This is a genomic window from Bacillus sp. RSS_NA_20 (genome assembly GCF_020165915.1).
GTDB classification, from domain to species: Bacteria; Bacillota; Bacilli; order Bacillales; family Bacillaceae; genus Bacillus; species Bacillus altitudinis.
Map to the genome: position 1 here is coordinate 2,248,853 of NZ_JAIUKW010000005.1, position 15,041 is coordinate 2,263,893.

Sequence of the window (15,041 nt, forward strand, 5' to 3'; positions counted from 1 at the left end):
AAATTTATATTATTGCACACACAATAAATTTCTAGGAATTTGAAAAGTTGAGAGTTGAAGGCAAAGGACAAACAATCAAGAACTTTGTCAAATTTAGGTTTACCACAATAAAAAAGTTTGGTCAAATTTCAATTTAACTTAATGAAATTTTATCTAGGTAAACAATTCTAAAATAGGTATCCCCATATTTAACAAAAACCTTACTCATTTTAACGCAAGTCGACAAGAAAAGAAAGTATCGATCCTCCGCCTATGCGCTGTAATGATTGGTAATGGTGATAAATGAGTGGAAACTCGCTAAAGACTTCCAGCAAAAAACCGGCTCATCGCCGGTTTCTCATTTATTCATCTCTCACCAAAATGTCTGGTCGTCTATAGATGCTTCCTTCATGTTCTATGTCTATATACGTCCACTTGCCTGTATAGGTTAAAAAGCGATTTCCTTCTTTCTCGACGACCATCGTATCTTCTGATTTCAATCCTGGTAAGGAAGGATTCCAAGTGAATACTTGATGAAGCTGGATCTCTTCCACCGATGAAGGAACTGCAATGATCTCTCTAGACACAAATCCAGTCTTGCCTCCTTGGTGAAGCTTTTTCCAGCTATCAGGAAATCCTTCTTTTTCATATTGAGCAATGCCTGCCTTCAATACATCTCCAATGGTTTTCCCTGGACGAGTAGCCGCATTCATGACCGTGTCAATTCGCGCAAGCCTTTCCTTGTTTTCTTCAAGCTCCTTTGGTAGCTGTCCAAAGTAAACGGATCTTGTGACATTTGCCACGAGTCCATGCCGTTCAGCACAAAGGACAACCAGTGCATGCTTTTGAAGTGCTTTTTCTGTTGGGATCGGGTGGCGATATTGATGAATCCGGTCATCTGTCGCCACAAGCAGCACTTCTATCGTCATCCCCTGCCCGATCGCTCTTTGAGCAACAAGCGAAGCAATTTCATGCTCCGTCTGTCCTGGAACGATTTCTTGGCAGACACTTTCTACAATAACCGCTGTTTCATGACAAAGGGTTTCGTATTGGCTGAGCTGTGGCGCTGAAAGGATCGATCGAACACGAGACAAATCAGGTTCGATCCATTCCACTCCTTCCATGTGAATGTCCGCACCGATTCGTTTGTCTTTTATGAGTGTTTGAATGTAAGGAGTCTCATCCTCAAACCAATCCATTGTGACGACTTGAAAGGGATGGTCAAAATACGCCATTTCTTCTTCAATGATTCGTTTTTCTTCCATTTGATTCACAACTAGGACAATATCGTCTTTCAACACAAGTAGCTGACAAACGCCCTCTGGCGTGTTTAACACAATGTGGTTTCTTCTTCCTCCTGTAAGCCAAGAAAAGTTATTACGCTTTTGAATGAGAACTCCGTCGAGTTGTTTTTCTTCCATTAAAGTTCTTACCTGTTCAATCATCAACTCATCACCTGCCTGTATGGAGTGTTTGAATGAAACGTTTAAATGCTGTTTTCCCTTGCTCTGTTCTTTTAAACACACCCGCCTGCGCGAGTATACGAGAAAAAATGAGGCCGATTTCTTTTTGTAAAATGGCTTCTACGTTGTCCTTCGTAAAGGTATTCTCTTCGATCAGACGCTCTGCCCATGACTCGTGCTTCATGATAGACGGGCAGGCTTTGATTTCTTCAAGAGGGTGTTTGGATAGCAGCGCCGCTTTTAGCTGGCTTAATTCCTCTGCTAATCTTCCAGGAAGGACGGCGAGACCCATGACCTCAATTAAACCGATATTCTCTTTTTTAATATGATGAACTTCTTTGTGCGGGTGGAAGATTCCGCCTGGGTGCTGCTTGTCTGTACGATTATTTCGTAGCACAAGATCTAATTCGTACTCATCCCCATGGCGGCGTGCAATTGGTGTAATGGTATTGTGCGGGGTCTCTCCTGTATGAGAGAACAGCCCCGCTTTTGGATCTGAATACATTTTCCACTCATGTAATATAAAATCCGCTGCCTCCGCAAGTGTCTGCTGGTCGCTGCTTTGAAGCCTGATCACTGACATCGGCCATTTCACAATGCCTGCCTTCACCCTCGGAAACTTTTCGAGAGAAAACACTTCTTCCCTCTCTGCTTTCGCCATCGGAAATTCATGAGCACCACCTTGAAAATGGTCATGACTTAATATGCTCCCTCCAACAATGGGAAGATCAGCATTTGATCCTATGAAATAGTGCGGATATATAGATATGAAGGAAAGCAGACGCTCGAAGGTCTTTTTAGATATCTGCATTGGTTCATGCTCGCCCTTGAACACAATACAATGTTCGTTGTAATACACATACGGCGAGAATTGCATAAACCACGACTCATTTGTAAGTGTCACCGGAATAATCCGGTGATTCTGTCTTGCTGGGTGATTGATGCGTCCCCCAAACCCAACGTTTTCTTTACAAAGGAGACAAAGAGGATATTGCTTTTGACTAAGCTTTTTGGCTTCAGCGATCGCTTTTGGGTCCTTTTCCGGTTTCGATAGATTAATCGTGATCTCAAGCTCACCATCTTCTGTCGGTGTAAACCACTGCACATTTTTGGCGATTCTGCCTGTATGAATATAGTGGGCATGCTGCTGCATTTCATAAAACCAGCTTGTCGCTGCCTTTGGTCCGCAATGCTTGCGTTTCTCTTCAAACTTTGCATAGATGACACTCGGAGGCGCCACCAAGCAGCCCATGATTTTGGCATCTAATAAATCACGATACGTATCTGTCCCGTCAGGAATAAGGCCTGTTTCAACTGCCCAATCGAGCATCGGCATTAAGATGTCTTCAAGGTCGTTGTCTCCTGAGACTGTTCTTGCCTCAGCATCATCGAGACCAAGCACCTCTAGCAGCCGGTTCCTTGTATAATCCATATCTAGTGGTGATATCAGCTCTTTATTAACCCCATATTGAATCAGCTGTTCTAGCTTTTCAAAAATATCAATCGCCATTCCCTTTGTCTCCTCCCCTGCCTGCTACACGTTACTCACTTTGATAGCCATCTGGATGTTTCTGAAACCACTCCCATGCACTTTGAATGATGGTGTGGAGATCTGCATATTGCGGCTTCCATCCTAGTTCTTTCAGCGCTTTTTCTGATGAAGCAATCAGCTTAGCTGGATCACCCGCACGTCTTTCTGCCACCTGTGCTGGAATGGCATGCCCCGTCACTTCTCTTGCAGCTTCTACGACCTGCTTCACAGAGAAGCCTGTGCCGTTCCCTAAGTTGTACGTCGCGCTTCCTTTTCCTTCACGCAGACGCTCAACCGCTAGAATGTGCGCCTCTACTAAATCCATGACATGAATGTAGTCTCTAATACATGTACCATCCTCTGTTTCATAATCATCACCGTAAATCATGATTTGATCACGTTTTCCTAAAGCCACTTGCAGAATAATTGGGATTAAATGCGTTTCTGGCTGATGATCTTCACCGACAATCCCTTCTGTATGAGCACCGGCTACATTAAAATAACGAAGCACAACGTATTCGATACCATATGCCTGCTCAGACCACTTCAGCATTTTCTCAATCGCGAGCTTCGTTTCCCCATAAGGATTTGTTGGGTTCGTCTCATCCGTTTCAACGATCGGTACACGCTTTGGTTCACCATATGTCGCAGCAGTTGAAGAGAATACAATGCGTTTTACATCAAATTCATTCATCACCTGAAGTAAAGCCGTTGCCCCTCCGACATTGTTGTCATAGTACTTCAGCGGGTCTGTTACACTTTCTCCAACAAGAGAATCTGCCGCAAAGTGCATGACCGCTTCAATGTCATGCGTTTGAAAAACCCGTCTTAAAAAAGCATGATCCCTTAAATCTCCCTCTTCTAATACGGCACCCTTTACGACTGCCTCTTTATGACCTGTCTGCAAATTATCCACAATCACCACTTGTTCTCCTTTAGCCAAAAGAGCCGCTACCGCATGACTGCCAATAAAACCTGCTCCCCCACATACTAAAATTGCCATCAAAATTCCTCCTTCGTTAATTCTCTAGCGCCGCCTCCAATTCCAGCTGTGTAAAAAGAGGCTTGAATGCCTGTTTTTTCTTGATAAATCGCACCTGTTTCTTCTATAAATGAGTCCAGAAGCTCTTCTTTCACAATGCTGACGGTACAACCCCCAAAGCCAGCACCTGTCATACGGGAACCAATCGCCCCTGGATGTTGCCATGCGGCTTCCGCCAGTGCATCTAGCTCAAGCCCAGTGACTTCATAATCATTCTTTAAAGAAAGGTGAGATGCCTTCATGAGTGCACCTAGTTCTTCCATTTTATCATCTTTCAGAAAATTTACTGCTTTCATGGTCCTCTCGTTTTCCGTGATGGCATGTCTTGCACGTCTTCTACACGTTTCATCTTGTATCAAATGTTCATGCTTAGCGAATTCATTCACCGTGAGCTCACATAAATGACCGATATCTAATTCTTTTCTAAGATCGCTTAAAGCAGATTGACATTCCGAACGGCGTTCATTGTATTTGGAATCTGCAAGTGTTCGTTTTTTATTTGTATTGGCAATGACTAGTGCCAGACCCTCTTGCCGAAATGGACTGTATTCAAAGGAAAGTGTGTCACAATTGAGCAAAATAGCGTGACCATCTTTTCCAAGACTAATTGAAAATTGATCCATGATGCCGCAATTCACACCAATGAACTCATTTTCAGCACGCTGCGCAAGAAGGGCTAGGTCGATTTGCGTTACGCCGAATGACGACCATTCATTGATCAAGACAGCCGTGACGAGCTCAATAGAGGCAGAAGATGACAGACCTGCGCCATTTGGAATATTGCCAGCATACACAATATCAAAGCCTTCTTTCACACCCATGCCTGCTTCAATAAACTGTTGGAATACTCCCTTCGGATAGTTCGCCCAGCCGTCCGATTCTGAGAAAGCGATTTCAAAAAGATCGAACTCTTTCACACCTTCTTCTTCAAAATTCAAGGAATACATTCTGACGCGTCCATCTGATCGTCTTGCTCCCGCAGCATATGTACCAAGAGTGAGTGCACATGGAAAGACATGGCCCCCATTATAATCTGTGTGTTCACCAATCAGATTGACTCTGCCTGGGGCGAAAAAATAGCGGAGTTCTTCCTGATCTCCAAATTGCTGGTGAAATGCTGCTCGTAATGTGTCGATCATATCCATTCCCCTTTTCTCTTCTGATAATCTTATTTTAGTTGCCCCATCAGCTGAAGTTCAATGGTAAAAAAATCGTTAAAAAATACCCTTTTTTTGCTGTGAATGGTACGATGTGATATGAGGTGTAACATGATTCAAAATAGAAAAAGGTTGTTTTTTGCTGTGAAGGAGGGTTTCCAATTTGAAGAAAGAAGCATTTGCATTTCGTTTTCACCATTCTGATGTGACATTGCCGGCCCAAATCTGGTCTGTTGGCTGGGAAGTTCAATCATCTTCGTTATACAGCTGGAATGGCGTAGAGCGGAAGGATCAGGGCAAGTGCATCTTTCAGCTCACACTGTCTGGACACGGCATGATTGAAATCGGACAGAAACGATTCAAAGTATTGCCTGGACAGGCCTTTCTGGTGAAAAGCCCCAGTGCTTATCAATACTATTTTCCAGAAGACAGTGAACATTGGGAATTTCTCTATTTAACACTTTATGGGGAAGCCTGTGACCTTTGCTTTGATCAATTTATCGATCAAGGAAAGCAGGTCATGCGTTTTCATCCGAATTCCAAACCGATCCGCCTGCTAAAGAAGATTTATGATGAAGCCAGTGAAAGACGGATTACCAATCCATTTGAGGGGTCTAGCCTTGCTTATCAATTTGTCATGGAACTGTATTCATATTTGCCAAAGCTTGAGGGACAAATGGAGAAATGGCCTGAGCCCATCGTCCAAGCGGCCTTATTTGCAAGCCACCATTTTCACGAGGAGATTGGGCCTGACGATATGGCAGCTGCGGCACGTTTATCCAAAAGTCATTTTACGAGGGAATTCAAAAAGGCAACTGGCTTCACACCGATTCATTATTTAACCAATATTCGTTTAGAAAAGGCGGAAACGTTACTGAAAACAACGAAATACTCGATTGAAGAAATCGCCACACAGTGCGGCTACCGAAACGCGAATTACTTGAATAAAGTCTTTCGAAAGAAAATCGGCATGTCTCCAAAGCAACTCCGGGAAACAAGCGATGCATAATAAAAAGCAGCCGCTTTTCAATTGGCTGCTTCTTTTACGCTTTCGTTAGGTCAACACGAATTCTCCCTTGTCTTAAAACAATGGTCATTTGCGTATCAGGGGTCATTAAATTTTCTAAAATGTCCGTCGCTGTTTGAAGCGCAATGTCCATTCGGTTGATCTTTTCCTTTTCTTGTTCAGAAAATGCTTCTGGATGTGCGGTCATTTCTTTGACTAGCCTCAACACTTGTTCATGCTGCTTTTCTGTTTGTTGATATATGGCATCATATAATTCGTCTGGCCTGCTGCTCATTTCACATCACCTATCTTTTTCATGTGTTAAATCGCATCTTCTTTTGTTTTCTTGAAGACGAACCATTTACTGGCGACATAATTGACCACGACAATCACAAAGTTAACAAGGATTTTTGCGACGGTTTCGTTGAGCGCCATTTGGCTCACAAATAAAATCATCAGCCCCAGATCTACACCTAGAGACATGAGACGGACACTAAAAAATGAAGAAAGCTCACGCATCAGGCTTTTTGTGTCACGAGCCTTTTGCTTGAAGACATACTTCTTATTGGTGATATAAGCAAAGAGCACAGCAAATACCCATGAAACAACCGTTGCTGTTTTGTAATCCATAGAAAACATCTCAACGAATAAATAGAAGCTGACTATGTTGACAATGGTTGTACACACACCCATGATCAGATACATGACAACTTCTTGATACTTTTGAAAAAGGCTATACATGTCTTTCTTCATTCCTTCTTGGTGAATTCTGTTTCTTTTAGAATACCATCTTAAGAAGAACTTCCCAAACGAACAATATGTGCGTCCTGTAAAGATGAAATTTGTTCTCGCTGATGGCATATGTCAACCTTATGGGTTTATATGAGTCAAATGATTTAGGTCTTTATCATTATTTTAATTTATAATCTTTTAACTGACTTTACAATTGTTTATTATGAGAAGTAAGAATTCAATATTTATGGGTTTTTTAGTCATTTTTTTAGGGACGTGGTAGGTGATAGATTTTACAAAATAGGTTAAATGTCATCATTTTTCGACAAAAATCTATTTTTGTACTCCATTCACATACACGTACAGTTACTAGACGGTTTGTTCAAGTCATTGGTTGCAGATGAATATGTCTTATTGAACTGGAGGATATTATGGATACGCAAGTGAAAAGAAGAGTTGACGAAGAGTGGGTTTATTTGATTCAAGAAGCGAAAAAAATTGGACTAGGCATCGAGGAAATACAAGCTTTTTTAACATCCAACGGTGATCAGAAGATGATAAACAAACCGTAATCAACGCCGTTATCCTTTGTCTTTCAGATTGCTTTGGCTAAAGTTCTAACCTGTCAATTGACCTTTTAAACATCCTTTCATGACGATACGCTACAATAATTGAACACCTCATCATACCAATCCCTTCCACTCAATGGGGTTCTGTCTTTCTATTTTTAGGAGGACAGTCCGTTCCCTGTTCTTTATATGACCCCTTTTTAGCTGTCATTCATGAAAATTGCCCATTTTCGTTATAAAACCAAGCTCCCCACCCATATATTAAGCATAAGACACAAGAAAGAAGAAAGGTGGGTGGCGCGTGAGTTCAGATTCCCTATCTTATTATCATCAAAAGAAGGATCAATATTATCACGGTGTGAACCCTGTGATTGTCCATCGTATTCGCAAGGAATGGACGTCTATCTTGGATATCGGATGCGGCACAGGTCAGCTTGGAAAAGTCTTAAAACAACAAGACCGTACCATATATGGAATTGAATCTTTTGAAGATGCGGCAAAGCAGGCTGAGAAAGCGCTGGATCATGTTTTATGCGGCAATATTGAACAGATGGCGCTGCCTTATCAGCATGAACAATTTGACTGCATCATTTTCGGAGATGTTCTTGAACATTTATTGGACCCTTGGGCCGTTTTAAAAAAGGTCAAACCCTTTCTAAAAAGGGAAGGGGCCATCTTGTCTTCCATTCCGAATATTGGTCATATTTCAACGGTTTTAGAATTACTGGCTGGGAGATTTTCTTATACAGATGCAGGGTTAATGGATCAAACACATTTACGCTTCTTTACCCTTCACGAAATTCATTCCCTCTTTCAGTCAGCCGGGTTTCATGTTCGTGAGCTTGAAACCATTCGTGTACAACACCCTTCCTATACGGGCGTCATGAATGATCTACATGAATTACTCGTAAAACATGGCATCCGTTTTGATTTTAACGAGGCAGCGACAGCCTATCAATACGTGGTTGAGGCGGTTCAACTCAATGAGTAGCCCCACCATCTTATTTGTTTTATGTGTAAATGATGAGTCGATGTTTCAAGCTTGCTTCCGGCAGCTCGCTTCACTTCCTGCTCCGCACGGGTATCATGTAGAGGTTTTGCCCATTAGACATGCATCAAGTATGGCCTCTGGATACAATGAAGCTCTCACTCATCCTGCACAGTTTAAAATTTATCTTCATCAAGATACACTCATCGTCAAACAGCATATGCTTCTCGAGCTGATCCCACTTTTCTTGCAAAATCCATCTCTTGGCATGCTTGGGGTAATAGGTGCAGAAAGTGTGCCAGACAATGGAATCTGGTGGGAGAGCCATGATTGCAGAGGGAAAGTCATTGAATATCGGCACGACACCTATCAGCTACTGACGTTTGAATCTGGTCATCCACAGACAGAGCCCCAAGGTTATATCAAAGCTTCTGCTATTGACGGTCTTTTTATGGCAACACAATATGATATCAAGTGGCGTGAGGATCTTTTAGACGGCTTTCATTTTTATGATGTGTCACAATCTTTTGAGTTTGCACAGCAAGGATATGAGGTTGGGATTGCAAGGCAAGTGGAGCCCTGGTGTATTCACAAATGCGGAGATCATTTTGATGCAGAAGCATATGAAAAAGCAAGACAAACATTTCTTGCGCATTATCGGTAGAAAGCACCCTTTTCGGGTGCCTTTTTTATGATATACTGTCATAAACAACCAGATCGTCTCATATGCATTGGAGTACCTTGTCCCTAATTCGTACAAAGGAGGAAACAATGGCAGACAAAAACGTTCATTATAAGAAGGTTGCCGCTTCAAAGGATTTTCGAAAACTTCTTGAGGAAAAACGCAGATTTATCGTACCGATGACGATTTTCTTTTTTCTCTTTTACTTTTCACTTCCGGTTGCTACATCCTACTTCACCTTTTTGAACACGCCAGCAATTGGAGCGATCACGTGGGCTTGGTTATTTGCCCTCACGCAATTTGTGATGACATGGGTTTTATGTGGGCTTTATGCAAAAAAAGCAGCTCAGTTCGACAAATATGTAAGCGCTTTAAAAATTGAATCAAGAGGTGATGACGAATGAGCATGACCGCTTTTATTTTATTCATAGCGATCGTAGGGCTCACATTGGTCATCACATATTTTGCTGCGAAAAAAACAAGCAATGCGAGTGATTTTTACACCGCAGGCGGCGGTCTGACTGGGTTTCAGAACGGCCTTGCCATTGCCGGGGACTATATGTCTGCTGCTTCATTTTTAGGGATCGCCGGCATGATCGCCTTAAATGGATTTGACGGCTTTTTCTATAGTATTGGCTTTCTTGTAGCGTATCTTGTCGTCCTTTATGTCGTGGCTGAACCGCTTCGAAATCTAGGAAAATATACGATGGCTGATATGATTGCTGCACGATTTAAGCGTCCTGCCATTCGAGGGGTAGCCGCATTTAACACAATCACAGTCTCGACTTTTTATATGATTGCGCAGCTTGTTGGGGCAGGTGCATTAATCAAACTGCTTCTTGGCATAGATTACTGGATTGCGGTGCTGATCGTAGGTGTCTTGATGACCATTTATGTCGTGTTTGGCGGCATGATCGCAACCAGCTGGGTACAGATCACGAAAGCTGTGCTTCTCATGCTGGGCACACTGATTATTTCGCTGCTTGTGTTTGCTAAGTTTGATTTTAGCCTGCTGAAGATGTTTGAACAGATGAAAACAGCGACCCCGCTTGGTGAAGCTTTTCTTCACCCGGGAAATAAATATGATGTGCCTTTAGAGACCTTGTCTCTGAACCTTGCACTTGTGCTTGGAACAGCAGGTTTGCCGCATATTTTGATCCGTTTTTATACGGTAAAGGATGCCATTTCTGCGCGTAAATCTGTTCTATCCGCTACGTGGATCATCGGGATTTTTTATTTAATGACGGTTTTCCTCGGCTTCGGTGCCGCTGCTTTTGTCGGAACAGATGCAATTACGGCAGCCGATGCAGCAGGAAACATGGCTGCACCACTGCTTGCACAGGCCCTAGGGGGAGATTTATTATTTGCCTTTGTTTCCGCTATTGCCTTTGCGACTATACTGGCAGTGGTCACCGGTCTCGTTTTATCCGCCGCGTCTGCCTTTGCCCATGATTTTTATAGCCAGATTATCCGCAAAGGGAAAGCGAGTGAACGGGAACAGGTGAAGGCGGCACGCTTTGCTTCCATCGGCGTGGCCATCCTTTCCATCATTCTTGCATTATTTGCGCAATCTTTAAACGTCGCTTTTCTTGTGTCACTTGCCTTCGCAGTGGCAGCAAGTGCGAATTTACCGTTGATTATCTTCACTGTCTTTTGGAAACGATTTAACTCAACAGGTGCTATCGCAGGAAGCTTAACAGGTCTTCTGAGCGCACTCCTGATCGTGTCACTCAGCCCAAGCGTCTGGGACCCATCAGGGGCAGCCATTTTCACAGGAGAGCCGCTTATCCCACTATCGAACCCTGGGATTATCTCGATCCCGCTCGGATTCCTTGCAGCTTACTTAGGCACCATTTTCTCCTCTGAAAAAGCAGATGAAGACACCTTTACAGAAATTCAAGTAAAAGCACACACAGGCATGCATATGGATACAGATTGATGAGAAAAAGCCGGCTACTCTGCCGGCTTTTTCAGTGTTCTTGCTATTTCAAAACTGTACTCAATATGGGATAAATTGGCCTTTTAATCTCTCTTTATATCTTTCTAACTTGTCACATTTCCTCAACGTGATCAACGAACAGCATGTGATGATGATCAATAGAATTTCATGAACTTCTCCTCTGTTATCAATGATTCTTTTCAACCCTATTACCCCCATAGACTTCAATTCTCTTGTTATTCCTATGTTATCATTTTAAACACATACTGGAAATTCACCCCACAAGGAAGAAGTGAAACATATGCATAAATTGTACTCAGCAAAATTATTATTTGAATCTAGCTCCTCACCAAAGGTGAGACCGGATAAAATCTTTGAGGAACGAATCATTTTAGTGAGAGCAAAAAACAAACGAAAAGTGAAACAAATCGTCAAAGACCATTTTCCAGATGAGACATTTGAAAATGGAGATCATGGACAAACAACCACAAAACTAGCAGCCGTACTAGATATCTTTGAGCTAGTTGAAAACTTAGACGAAGGTCCCCTGCATTTAAGCGAAGTGTACAGCCGATATCTTCTTTTTGATCAAGAAACATCTGCTAAAGAAGCGATTGACGCTTATTCGTTAGACAAATAAAAGAAGCCTAAGCTACCAGTGTGTGAACTCAAATTGCTAAACAGTTAGATAAGAGGGATAAGTGCACTAATAATGGTTGGGTAGATATATATTAGGAGGACTGTTGTGAAGAGGATAATCAAGTATGCAGTGATGATTTTATTTATGAGTGTATTTTTCTATTATTACAATATGTTTGTACCTAAAAACGTTCTGTACATTTTCATTGCATTTCCATTTTGTTTTGTTGCTATAAGTTTGATTGATAAGCTATTTACGGATAAATAAATCTGATAATAAGCAAGCCCCATGCTTGCTTATTATCTCATACTGTCTAATTAGAGGGGATAATATCCGCTCTGCCGGCTTTTTAATATCGCTGGAATAACTCTGGGTTTTTCGGGACGTTTTCTAAATAAACGATCTTTCCTTGATCATCCAGCTCCGCAATATCAATGCCTTCTGCTGTATATACACGACCGTCTGTTAACTTTCCGCAAACAGCCCAGTTTGTTTCATACTTCCCATCTTCTCGTTTCACCCAGCCATCCCACATGTGCTTAATGTCTTCATGTACGTGGAAAAATGTGTTCAAAAACTGTGTGAACGCTTGGATGCCAGGCTTTTCAGCACCATTTAAGACAATCATGACATCATCAGAAAACAATGCCAGCAATTCGTTCATTTGCTCTTGCCCTTTTCCCGCTTCATCATATCGGCGAAAATACGTATCGAGCACTTCCATGATTCATTCTCCTTTATTTACCTGTCATTTCGAAAACAATCAAACAATTTGATTGTACACAATTGTATCTCTTCTGTCTATTTTTCACGCAGGTAGAAAAGACATGGATGAGTCAATCCATGTCTTTTACAGATGAAAGAGCTGCTTTCTCTGACTCGACGAGAGATGTTAGTTCTTCCGCAGCTTTTTTCGGATTAGCGCTTTGGCTAATGGCGCTAATGATGCTAATGCCATCGGCTCCCGCTTGGATGACTGGTGCCGCATTTTCATATGTGATACCGCCGATGCCCACAATGGGAATGTGAAGAGCGTGTTGACGTACTTCGTTGATTAAAGAAACACCTTGGACACTGCGTGTATCCTTTTTTGTTTCTGTAGGATAGACTGGACCCATCCCAACGTAATCTGCCCCGTCCTTCATCGCTTGCCTCACTTCATCTAGATTGTGCGTGGACACGCCTAATATTTTATTCCCGATTCTTTGCCGTACATCTTGTGCAAGTGTATCTTCCTGCCCAACATGGACACCATCTGCATCAAGATCGATTGCAAGCTGTACATCATCATTTACGATAAAGGGGATATTCGCTTCTTGGCAAAGTGCTTGAATCTGCCGAGCGATTTTTTTCTTTTCTTCACCTTGCAGAGCACCTTCACCCTTTTCACGAAACTGAAACATCGTGATCCCGCCTTGAATGGCCTCTTTCACCACATCAAGCGGATGCCGGCTTGTATTCGCTGTTCCCATAATAAAATAAACCGATAATTGCTGTTTGATTAGCTGCTGATCAACCTTCGTCATGCAAAACTCCCCCTATTTTTCCTAACGTGATCACATCTTGACCATTTGTATTGGACAGCGCGTTTAACAATTCGATTTGAAAGGTCCCTGGCCCTTTCTCATTTGTCTGCTGAGCTGCCTTTTCTGCAGCGACACCATAAAACAGCAGAGCTGATGCCGACGCATGAATGGGACGTTCCCCTGTTGCACAAAATGCCCCTATGACAGAGGTGAGTAAACAGCCGGTCCCTGTCACCTTGGTTAACCATTCGTGTCCATTATGAATAGATAGAACCTCTTCTCCATCTGACACGACATCCACTTCCCCTGTAATCGTCACAACGGTTTGAAGTGCTTTTGCCGCCTGCTTTGCTAAAGACGATACATCTCCATTTGCCCCTTTTGCATCCACGCCTTTTGACTGCCAGCCCTCCACTCCAATTAAATGAGCCATTTCAGCAGCATTCCCTCTGACAACAGTGATGTCCACTTGCTGTAACAGCTGTTTCGCCGCACTCGTCCGAAACGTTGTCGCACCAACACCAACAGGATCTAATAGAACTGGTACACCTTTTTCATTGGCCGCTTGTCCAGCAATGACCATTGCCTCCACTGTATCCTGTGTTAGTGTGCCGATATTCAGCACAAGTGCATCCGCTAATTGCGCCATTTCTGCCACTTCTTCTTTGGCGTTTGCCATGACTGGAGAAGCACCTAAAGCAAGCAGTCCATTCGCTGTAAAGTTCGTCACAACTTGGTTGGTGATATTATGGACAAGCGGATTTTCCGCTCGAACCTTTTCCAAAAGATGAGACACGCAGCTTAATTTCATCTGTATCGTCCTCCCTTTTACTCTGCATCCCACACATAGGATTTTGTATGCTTTAACCATTCTCTTGCAGCAAAGGACAAGTAGCGGTCCTTTCGCCAAATGACACCCAAATGCCACGGAATAGACGGATTTAAGGAAATGATCCTCACTTTATCAGGATCTAGATCACGGCAAATCCGTTCAGGCAGAAGCCCGATTCCAAGGTTCTCAGCAACCATTTCACTGATGAAATCCCATTGTGACGTTTCATAAATAACGTTTGGCCTGAATCCCGCATTCATACATTCATTTAAGATTCGGCTGTGCAGAACGAAATCTTCTCGAAAGAAAATAAAAGACTCTTCCTTTAAATCAGCCAAATGAACCTCATCACGTCCTGCCATCGGATGTGATGGATGGGTGACAAGCTTCATATTCTCTTTAATGATGGTGTATGTATGAAAAATTTTATCATTTGCAGGCAGAACAATGACACCAATATCTAATGATCCATCCTCTACCCCTTCCTCTACTTTAATGGAGCCGTGCTCCACCAATTGAAAGGTGACATCTGGATACTGCTGGCGGAATTCCCCCATCACATTTGGGAAAAAGCTTGATCCAATCATGGGCGGCAGTCCTATTCGGATATGTCCTTTTTTCACATTCATTAAATCATTTAATTCACTCGTTAAATTCTGAAAGGATTGTGTGATTTCACTCGCCTGTGTATACATGGTTTGTCCAGCATCTGTCATTTCAACCTGTCTGCCATTACGGTAAAACAACTGCACACCTAGCTCATCCTCTAGGTTTTTGACCATCTTGGAAATGGTCGGCTGCGACACATAGAGCGATTGCGATGCTTTCGTAAAACTCTTTAACCGTGCCACTTCTAAAAAATATGTTAAATGTCTGATGTCCACATGGTTCACCCTTTCTATAGACAAAAGGAATACTAACTATTCGATATATGTATTTTACCTATAATAGAACG

The 15,041-nt window shown here is 42.5% G+C and carries 17 protein-coding genes; 7 read left to right on the forward strand and 10 right to left on the reverse strand.

Annotated features, from left to right (window positions below):
- Positions 1-341 precede the first annotated feature (341 nt).
- Genes LCD32_RS17235 through LCD32_RS17250 form a run of 4 tightly spaced genes read right to left on the reverse strand, consistent with a single transcriptional unit; the run spans position 342 to position 5,154 of the window.
- Positions 342-1,424, reverse strand: a complete 1,083-nt coding sequence (locus tag LCD32_RS17235; protein ID WP_035702476.1) for a M24 family metallopeptidase — start codon at positions 1,422-1,424, stop codon at positions 342-344.
- A gap of 7 nt (positions 1,425-1,431) precedes the next feature.
- Positions 1,432-2,952: a UDP-glucose--hexose-1-phosphate uridylyltransferase gene (gene galT, locus LCD32_RS17240; protein ID WP_224564354.1), complete on the reverse strand. Its 1,521-nt coding sequence runs from the start codon at positions 2,950-2,952 to the stop codon at positions 1,432-1,434.
- Positions 2,953-2,983: 31 nt separating this feature from the next.
- The gene (gene galE / locus LCD32_RS17245) at positions 2,984-3,976 is read right to left on the reverse strand and encodes a UDP-glucose 4-epimerase GalE (RefSeq protein WP_224564358.1); all 993 of its coding nucleotides are present in this window, start codon (positions 3,974-3,976) and stop codon (positions 2,984-2,986) included.
- Positions 3,976-5,154 (reverse strand): galactokinase, encoded by a 1,179-nt coding sequence (locus LCD32_RS17250; RefSeq protein ID WP_411908499.1) that lies wholly within the window; start codon positions 5,152-5,154, stop codon positions 3,976-3,978. The genes galE and LCD32_RS17250 overlap by 1 nt, the downstream gene beginning before the upstream one ends.
- 181 nt (positions 5,155-5,335) lie before the next feature.
- On the opposite strand from LCD32_RS17250, the gene LCD32_RS17255 reads away from it, so the two are divergent.
- Positions 5,336-6,181, forward strand: a complete 846-nt coding sequence (locus tag LCD32_RS17255; protein WP_008345501.1) for an AraC family transcriptional regulator — start codon at positions 5,336-5,338, stop codon at positions 6,179-6,181.
- A 34-nt stretch (positions 6,182-6,215) separates the two neighbouring features.
- On the opposite strand, the gene LCD32_RS17260 is transcribed toward LCD32_RS17255, so the two are convergent.
- Complete coding sequence (locus tag LCD32_RS17260) at positions 6,216-6,473, reverse strand: hypothetical protein (RefSeq protein ID WP_008345502.1); 258 nt, start codon at positions 6,471-6,473, stop codon at positions 6,216-6,218.
- 26 nt (positions 6,474-6,499) lie between these two features.
- Positions 6,500-6,883, reverse strand: a complete 384-nt coding sequence (locus LCD32_RS17265; RefSeq protein ID WP_024719496.1) for a GtrA family protein — start codon at positions 6,881-6,883, stop codon at positions 6,500-6,502.
- A gap of 458 nt (positions 6,884-7,341) precedes the next feature.
- Here LCD32_RS17265 and LCD32_RS17270 point away from each other — a divergent pair, with 458 nt between their 5' ends.
- From LCD32_RS17270 to LCD32_RS17295, 6 genes are all read left to right on the forward strand, one after another.
- A complete protein-coding gene (locus tag LCD32_RS17270; protein ID WP_008345506.1) occupies positions 7,342-7,482 on the forward strand; it encodes an anti-repressor SinI family protein in 141 nt (46 codons plus the stop codon).
- 298 nt (positions 7,483-7,780) lie between these two features.
- Positions 7,781-8,470: a class I SAM-dependent methyltransferase gene (locus LCD32_RS17275; protein WP_224564363.1), complete on the forward strand. Its 690-nt coding sequence runs from the start codon at positions 7,781-7,783 to the stop codon at positions 8,468-8,470.
- Positions 8,463-9,131 (forward strand): glycosyltransferase family protein, encoded by a 669-nt coding sequence (locus LCD32_RS17280; RefSeq protein ID WP_035389886.1) that lies wholly within the window; start codon positions 8,463-8,465, stop codon positions 9,129-9,131. Before LCD32_RS17275 ends, LCD32_RS17280 begins: the two co-directional genes overlap by 8 nt.
- Positions 9,132-9,238: 107 nt before the next feature.
- Positions 9,239-9,553 (forward strand): DUF485 domain-containing protein, encoded by a 315-nt coding sequence (locus LCD32_RS17285; protein WP_017360149.1) that lies wholly within the window; start codon positions 9,239-9,241, stop codon positions 9,551-9,553.
- The gene (locus tag LCD32_RS17290) at positions 9,550-11,088 is read left to right on the forward strand and encodes a cation acetate symporter (RefSeq protein WP_007497838.1); all 1,539 of its coding nucleotides are present in this window, start codon (positions 9,550-9,552) and stop codon (positions 11,086-11,088) included. The genes LCD32_RS17285 and LCD32_RS17290 overlap by 4 nt, the downstream gene beginning before the upstream one ends.
- A gap of 301 nt (positions 11,089-11,389) precedes the next feature.
- A complete protein-coding gene (locus tag LCD32_RS17295; RefSeq protein WP_025208192.1) occupies positions 11,390-11,728 on the forward strand; it encodes a DUF4288 domain-containing protein in 339 nt (112 codons plus the stop codon).
- Positions 11,729-12,077: 349 nt separating this feature from the next.
- Here LCD32_RS17295 and LCD32_RS17300 read toward each other — a convergent pair whose 3' ends face one another.
- The 4 genes from LCD32_RS17300 to cidR form a co-directional block, all read right to left on the reverse strand.
- Complete coding sequence (locus tag LCD32_RS17300) at positions 12,078-12,452, reverse strand: nuclear transport factor 2 family protein (protein ID WP_008345523.1); 375 nt, start codon at positions 12,450-12,452, stop codon at positions 12,078-12,080.
- Positions 12,453-12,564: 112 nt separating this feature from the next.
- Positions 12,565-13,254 (reverse strand): thiamine phosphate synthase, encoded by a 690-nt coding sequence (thiE, locus tag LCD32_RS17305; RefSeq protein ID WP_144716442.1) that lies wholly within the window; start codon positions 13,252-13,254, stop codon positions 12,565-12,567.
- Positions 13,241-14,065, reverse strand: coding sequence for a hydroxyethylthiazole kinase (gene thiM, locus LCD32_RS17310; protein WP_224564365.1), 825 nt, complete (start codon positions 14,063-14,065; stop codon positions 13,241-13,243). The genes thiE and thiM overlap by 14 nt, the downstream gene beginning before the upstream one ends.
- A 17-nt stretch (positions 14,066-14,082) precedes the next feature.
- A complete protein-coding gene (gene cidR, locus LCD32_RS17315) occupies positions 14,083-14,970 on the reverse strand; it encodes a cidABC operon transcriptional activator CidR (RefSeq protein WP_008345526.1) in 888 nt (295 codons plus the stop codon).
- Positions 14,971-15,041: the final 71 nt, after the last annotated feature.

Excerpts from the sequence above, each read along its gene's own strand:
- LCD32_RS17285 (WP_017360149.1), top strand. The coding sequence starts at position 9,239 with ATGGCAGACAAAAACGTTCATTATAAGAAGGTTGCCGCTTCAAAGGAT.
- thiM (WP_224564365.1), bottom strand. The coding sequence starts at position 14,065 with ATGAAATTAAGCTGCGTGTCTCATCTTTTGGAAAAGGTTCGAGCGGAA.
- LCD32_RS17250 (WP_411908499.1), bottom strand. The coding sequence starts at position 5,154 with ATGATCGACACATTACGAGCAGCATTTCACCAGCAATTTGGAGATCAG.
- LCD32_RS17290 (WP_007497838.1), top strand. The coding sequence starts at position 9,550 with ATGAGCATGACCGCTTTTATTTTATTCATAGCGATCGTAGGGCTCACA.
- LCD32_RS17270 (WP_008345506.1), top strand. The coding sequence starts at position 7,342 with ATGGATACGCAAGTGAAAAGAAGAGTTGACGAAGAGTGGGTTTATTTG.
- LCD32_RS17265 (WP_024719496.1), bottom strand. The coding sequence starts at position 6,883 with ATGTATCTGATCATGGGTGTGTGTACAACCATTGTCAACATAGTCAGC.
- LCD32_RS17295 (WP_025208192.1), top strand. The coding sequence starts at position 11,390 with ATGCATAAATTGTACTCAGCAAAATTATTATTTGAATCTAGCTCCTCA.
- thiE (WP_144716442.1), bottom strand. The coding sequence starts at position 13,254 with ATGACGAAGGTTGATCAGCAGCTAATCAAACAGCAATTATCGGTTTAT.
- LCD32_RS17280 (WP_035389886.1), top strand. The coding sequence starts at position 8,463 with ATGAGTAGCCCCACCATCTTATTTGTTTTATGTGTAAATGATGAGTCG.
- LCD32_RS17260 (WP_008345502.1), bottom strand. The coding sequence starts at position 6,473 with ATGAGCAGCAGGCCAGACGAATTATATGATGCCATATATCAACAAACA.
- galE (WP_224564358.1), bottom strand. The coding sequence starts at position 3,976 with ATGGCAATTTTAGTATGTGGGGGAGCAGGTTTTATTGGCAGTCATGCG.
- LCD32_RS17300 (WP_008345523.1), bottom strand. The coding sequence starts at position 12,452 with ATGGAAGTGCTCGATACGTATTTTCGCCGATATGATGAAGCGGGAAAA.
- galT (WP_224564354.1), bottom strand. The coding sequence starts at position 2,952 with ATGGCGATTGATATTTTTGAAAAGCTAGAACAGCTGATTCAATATGGG.
- LCD32_RS17235 (WP_035702476.1), bottom strand. The coding sequence starts at position 1,424 with ATGATTGAACAGGTAAGAACTTTAATGGAAGAAAAACAACTCGACGGA.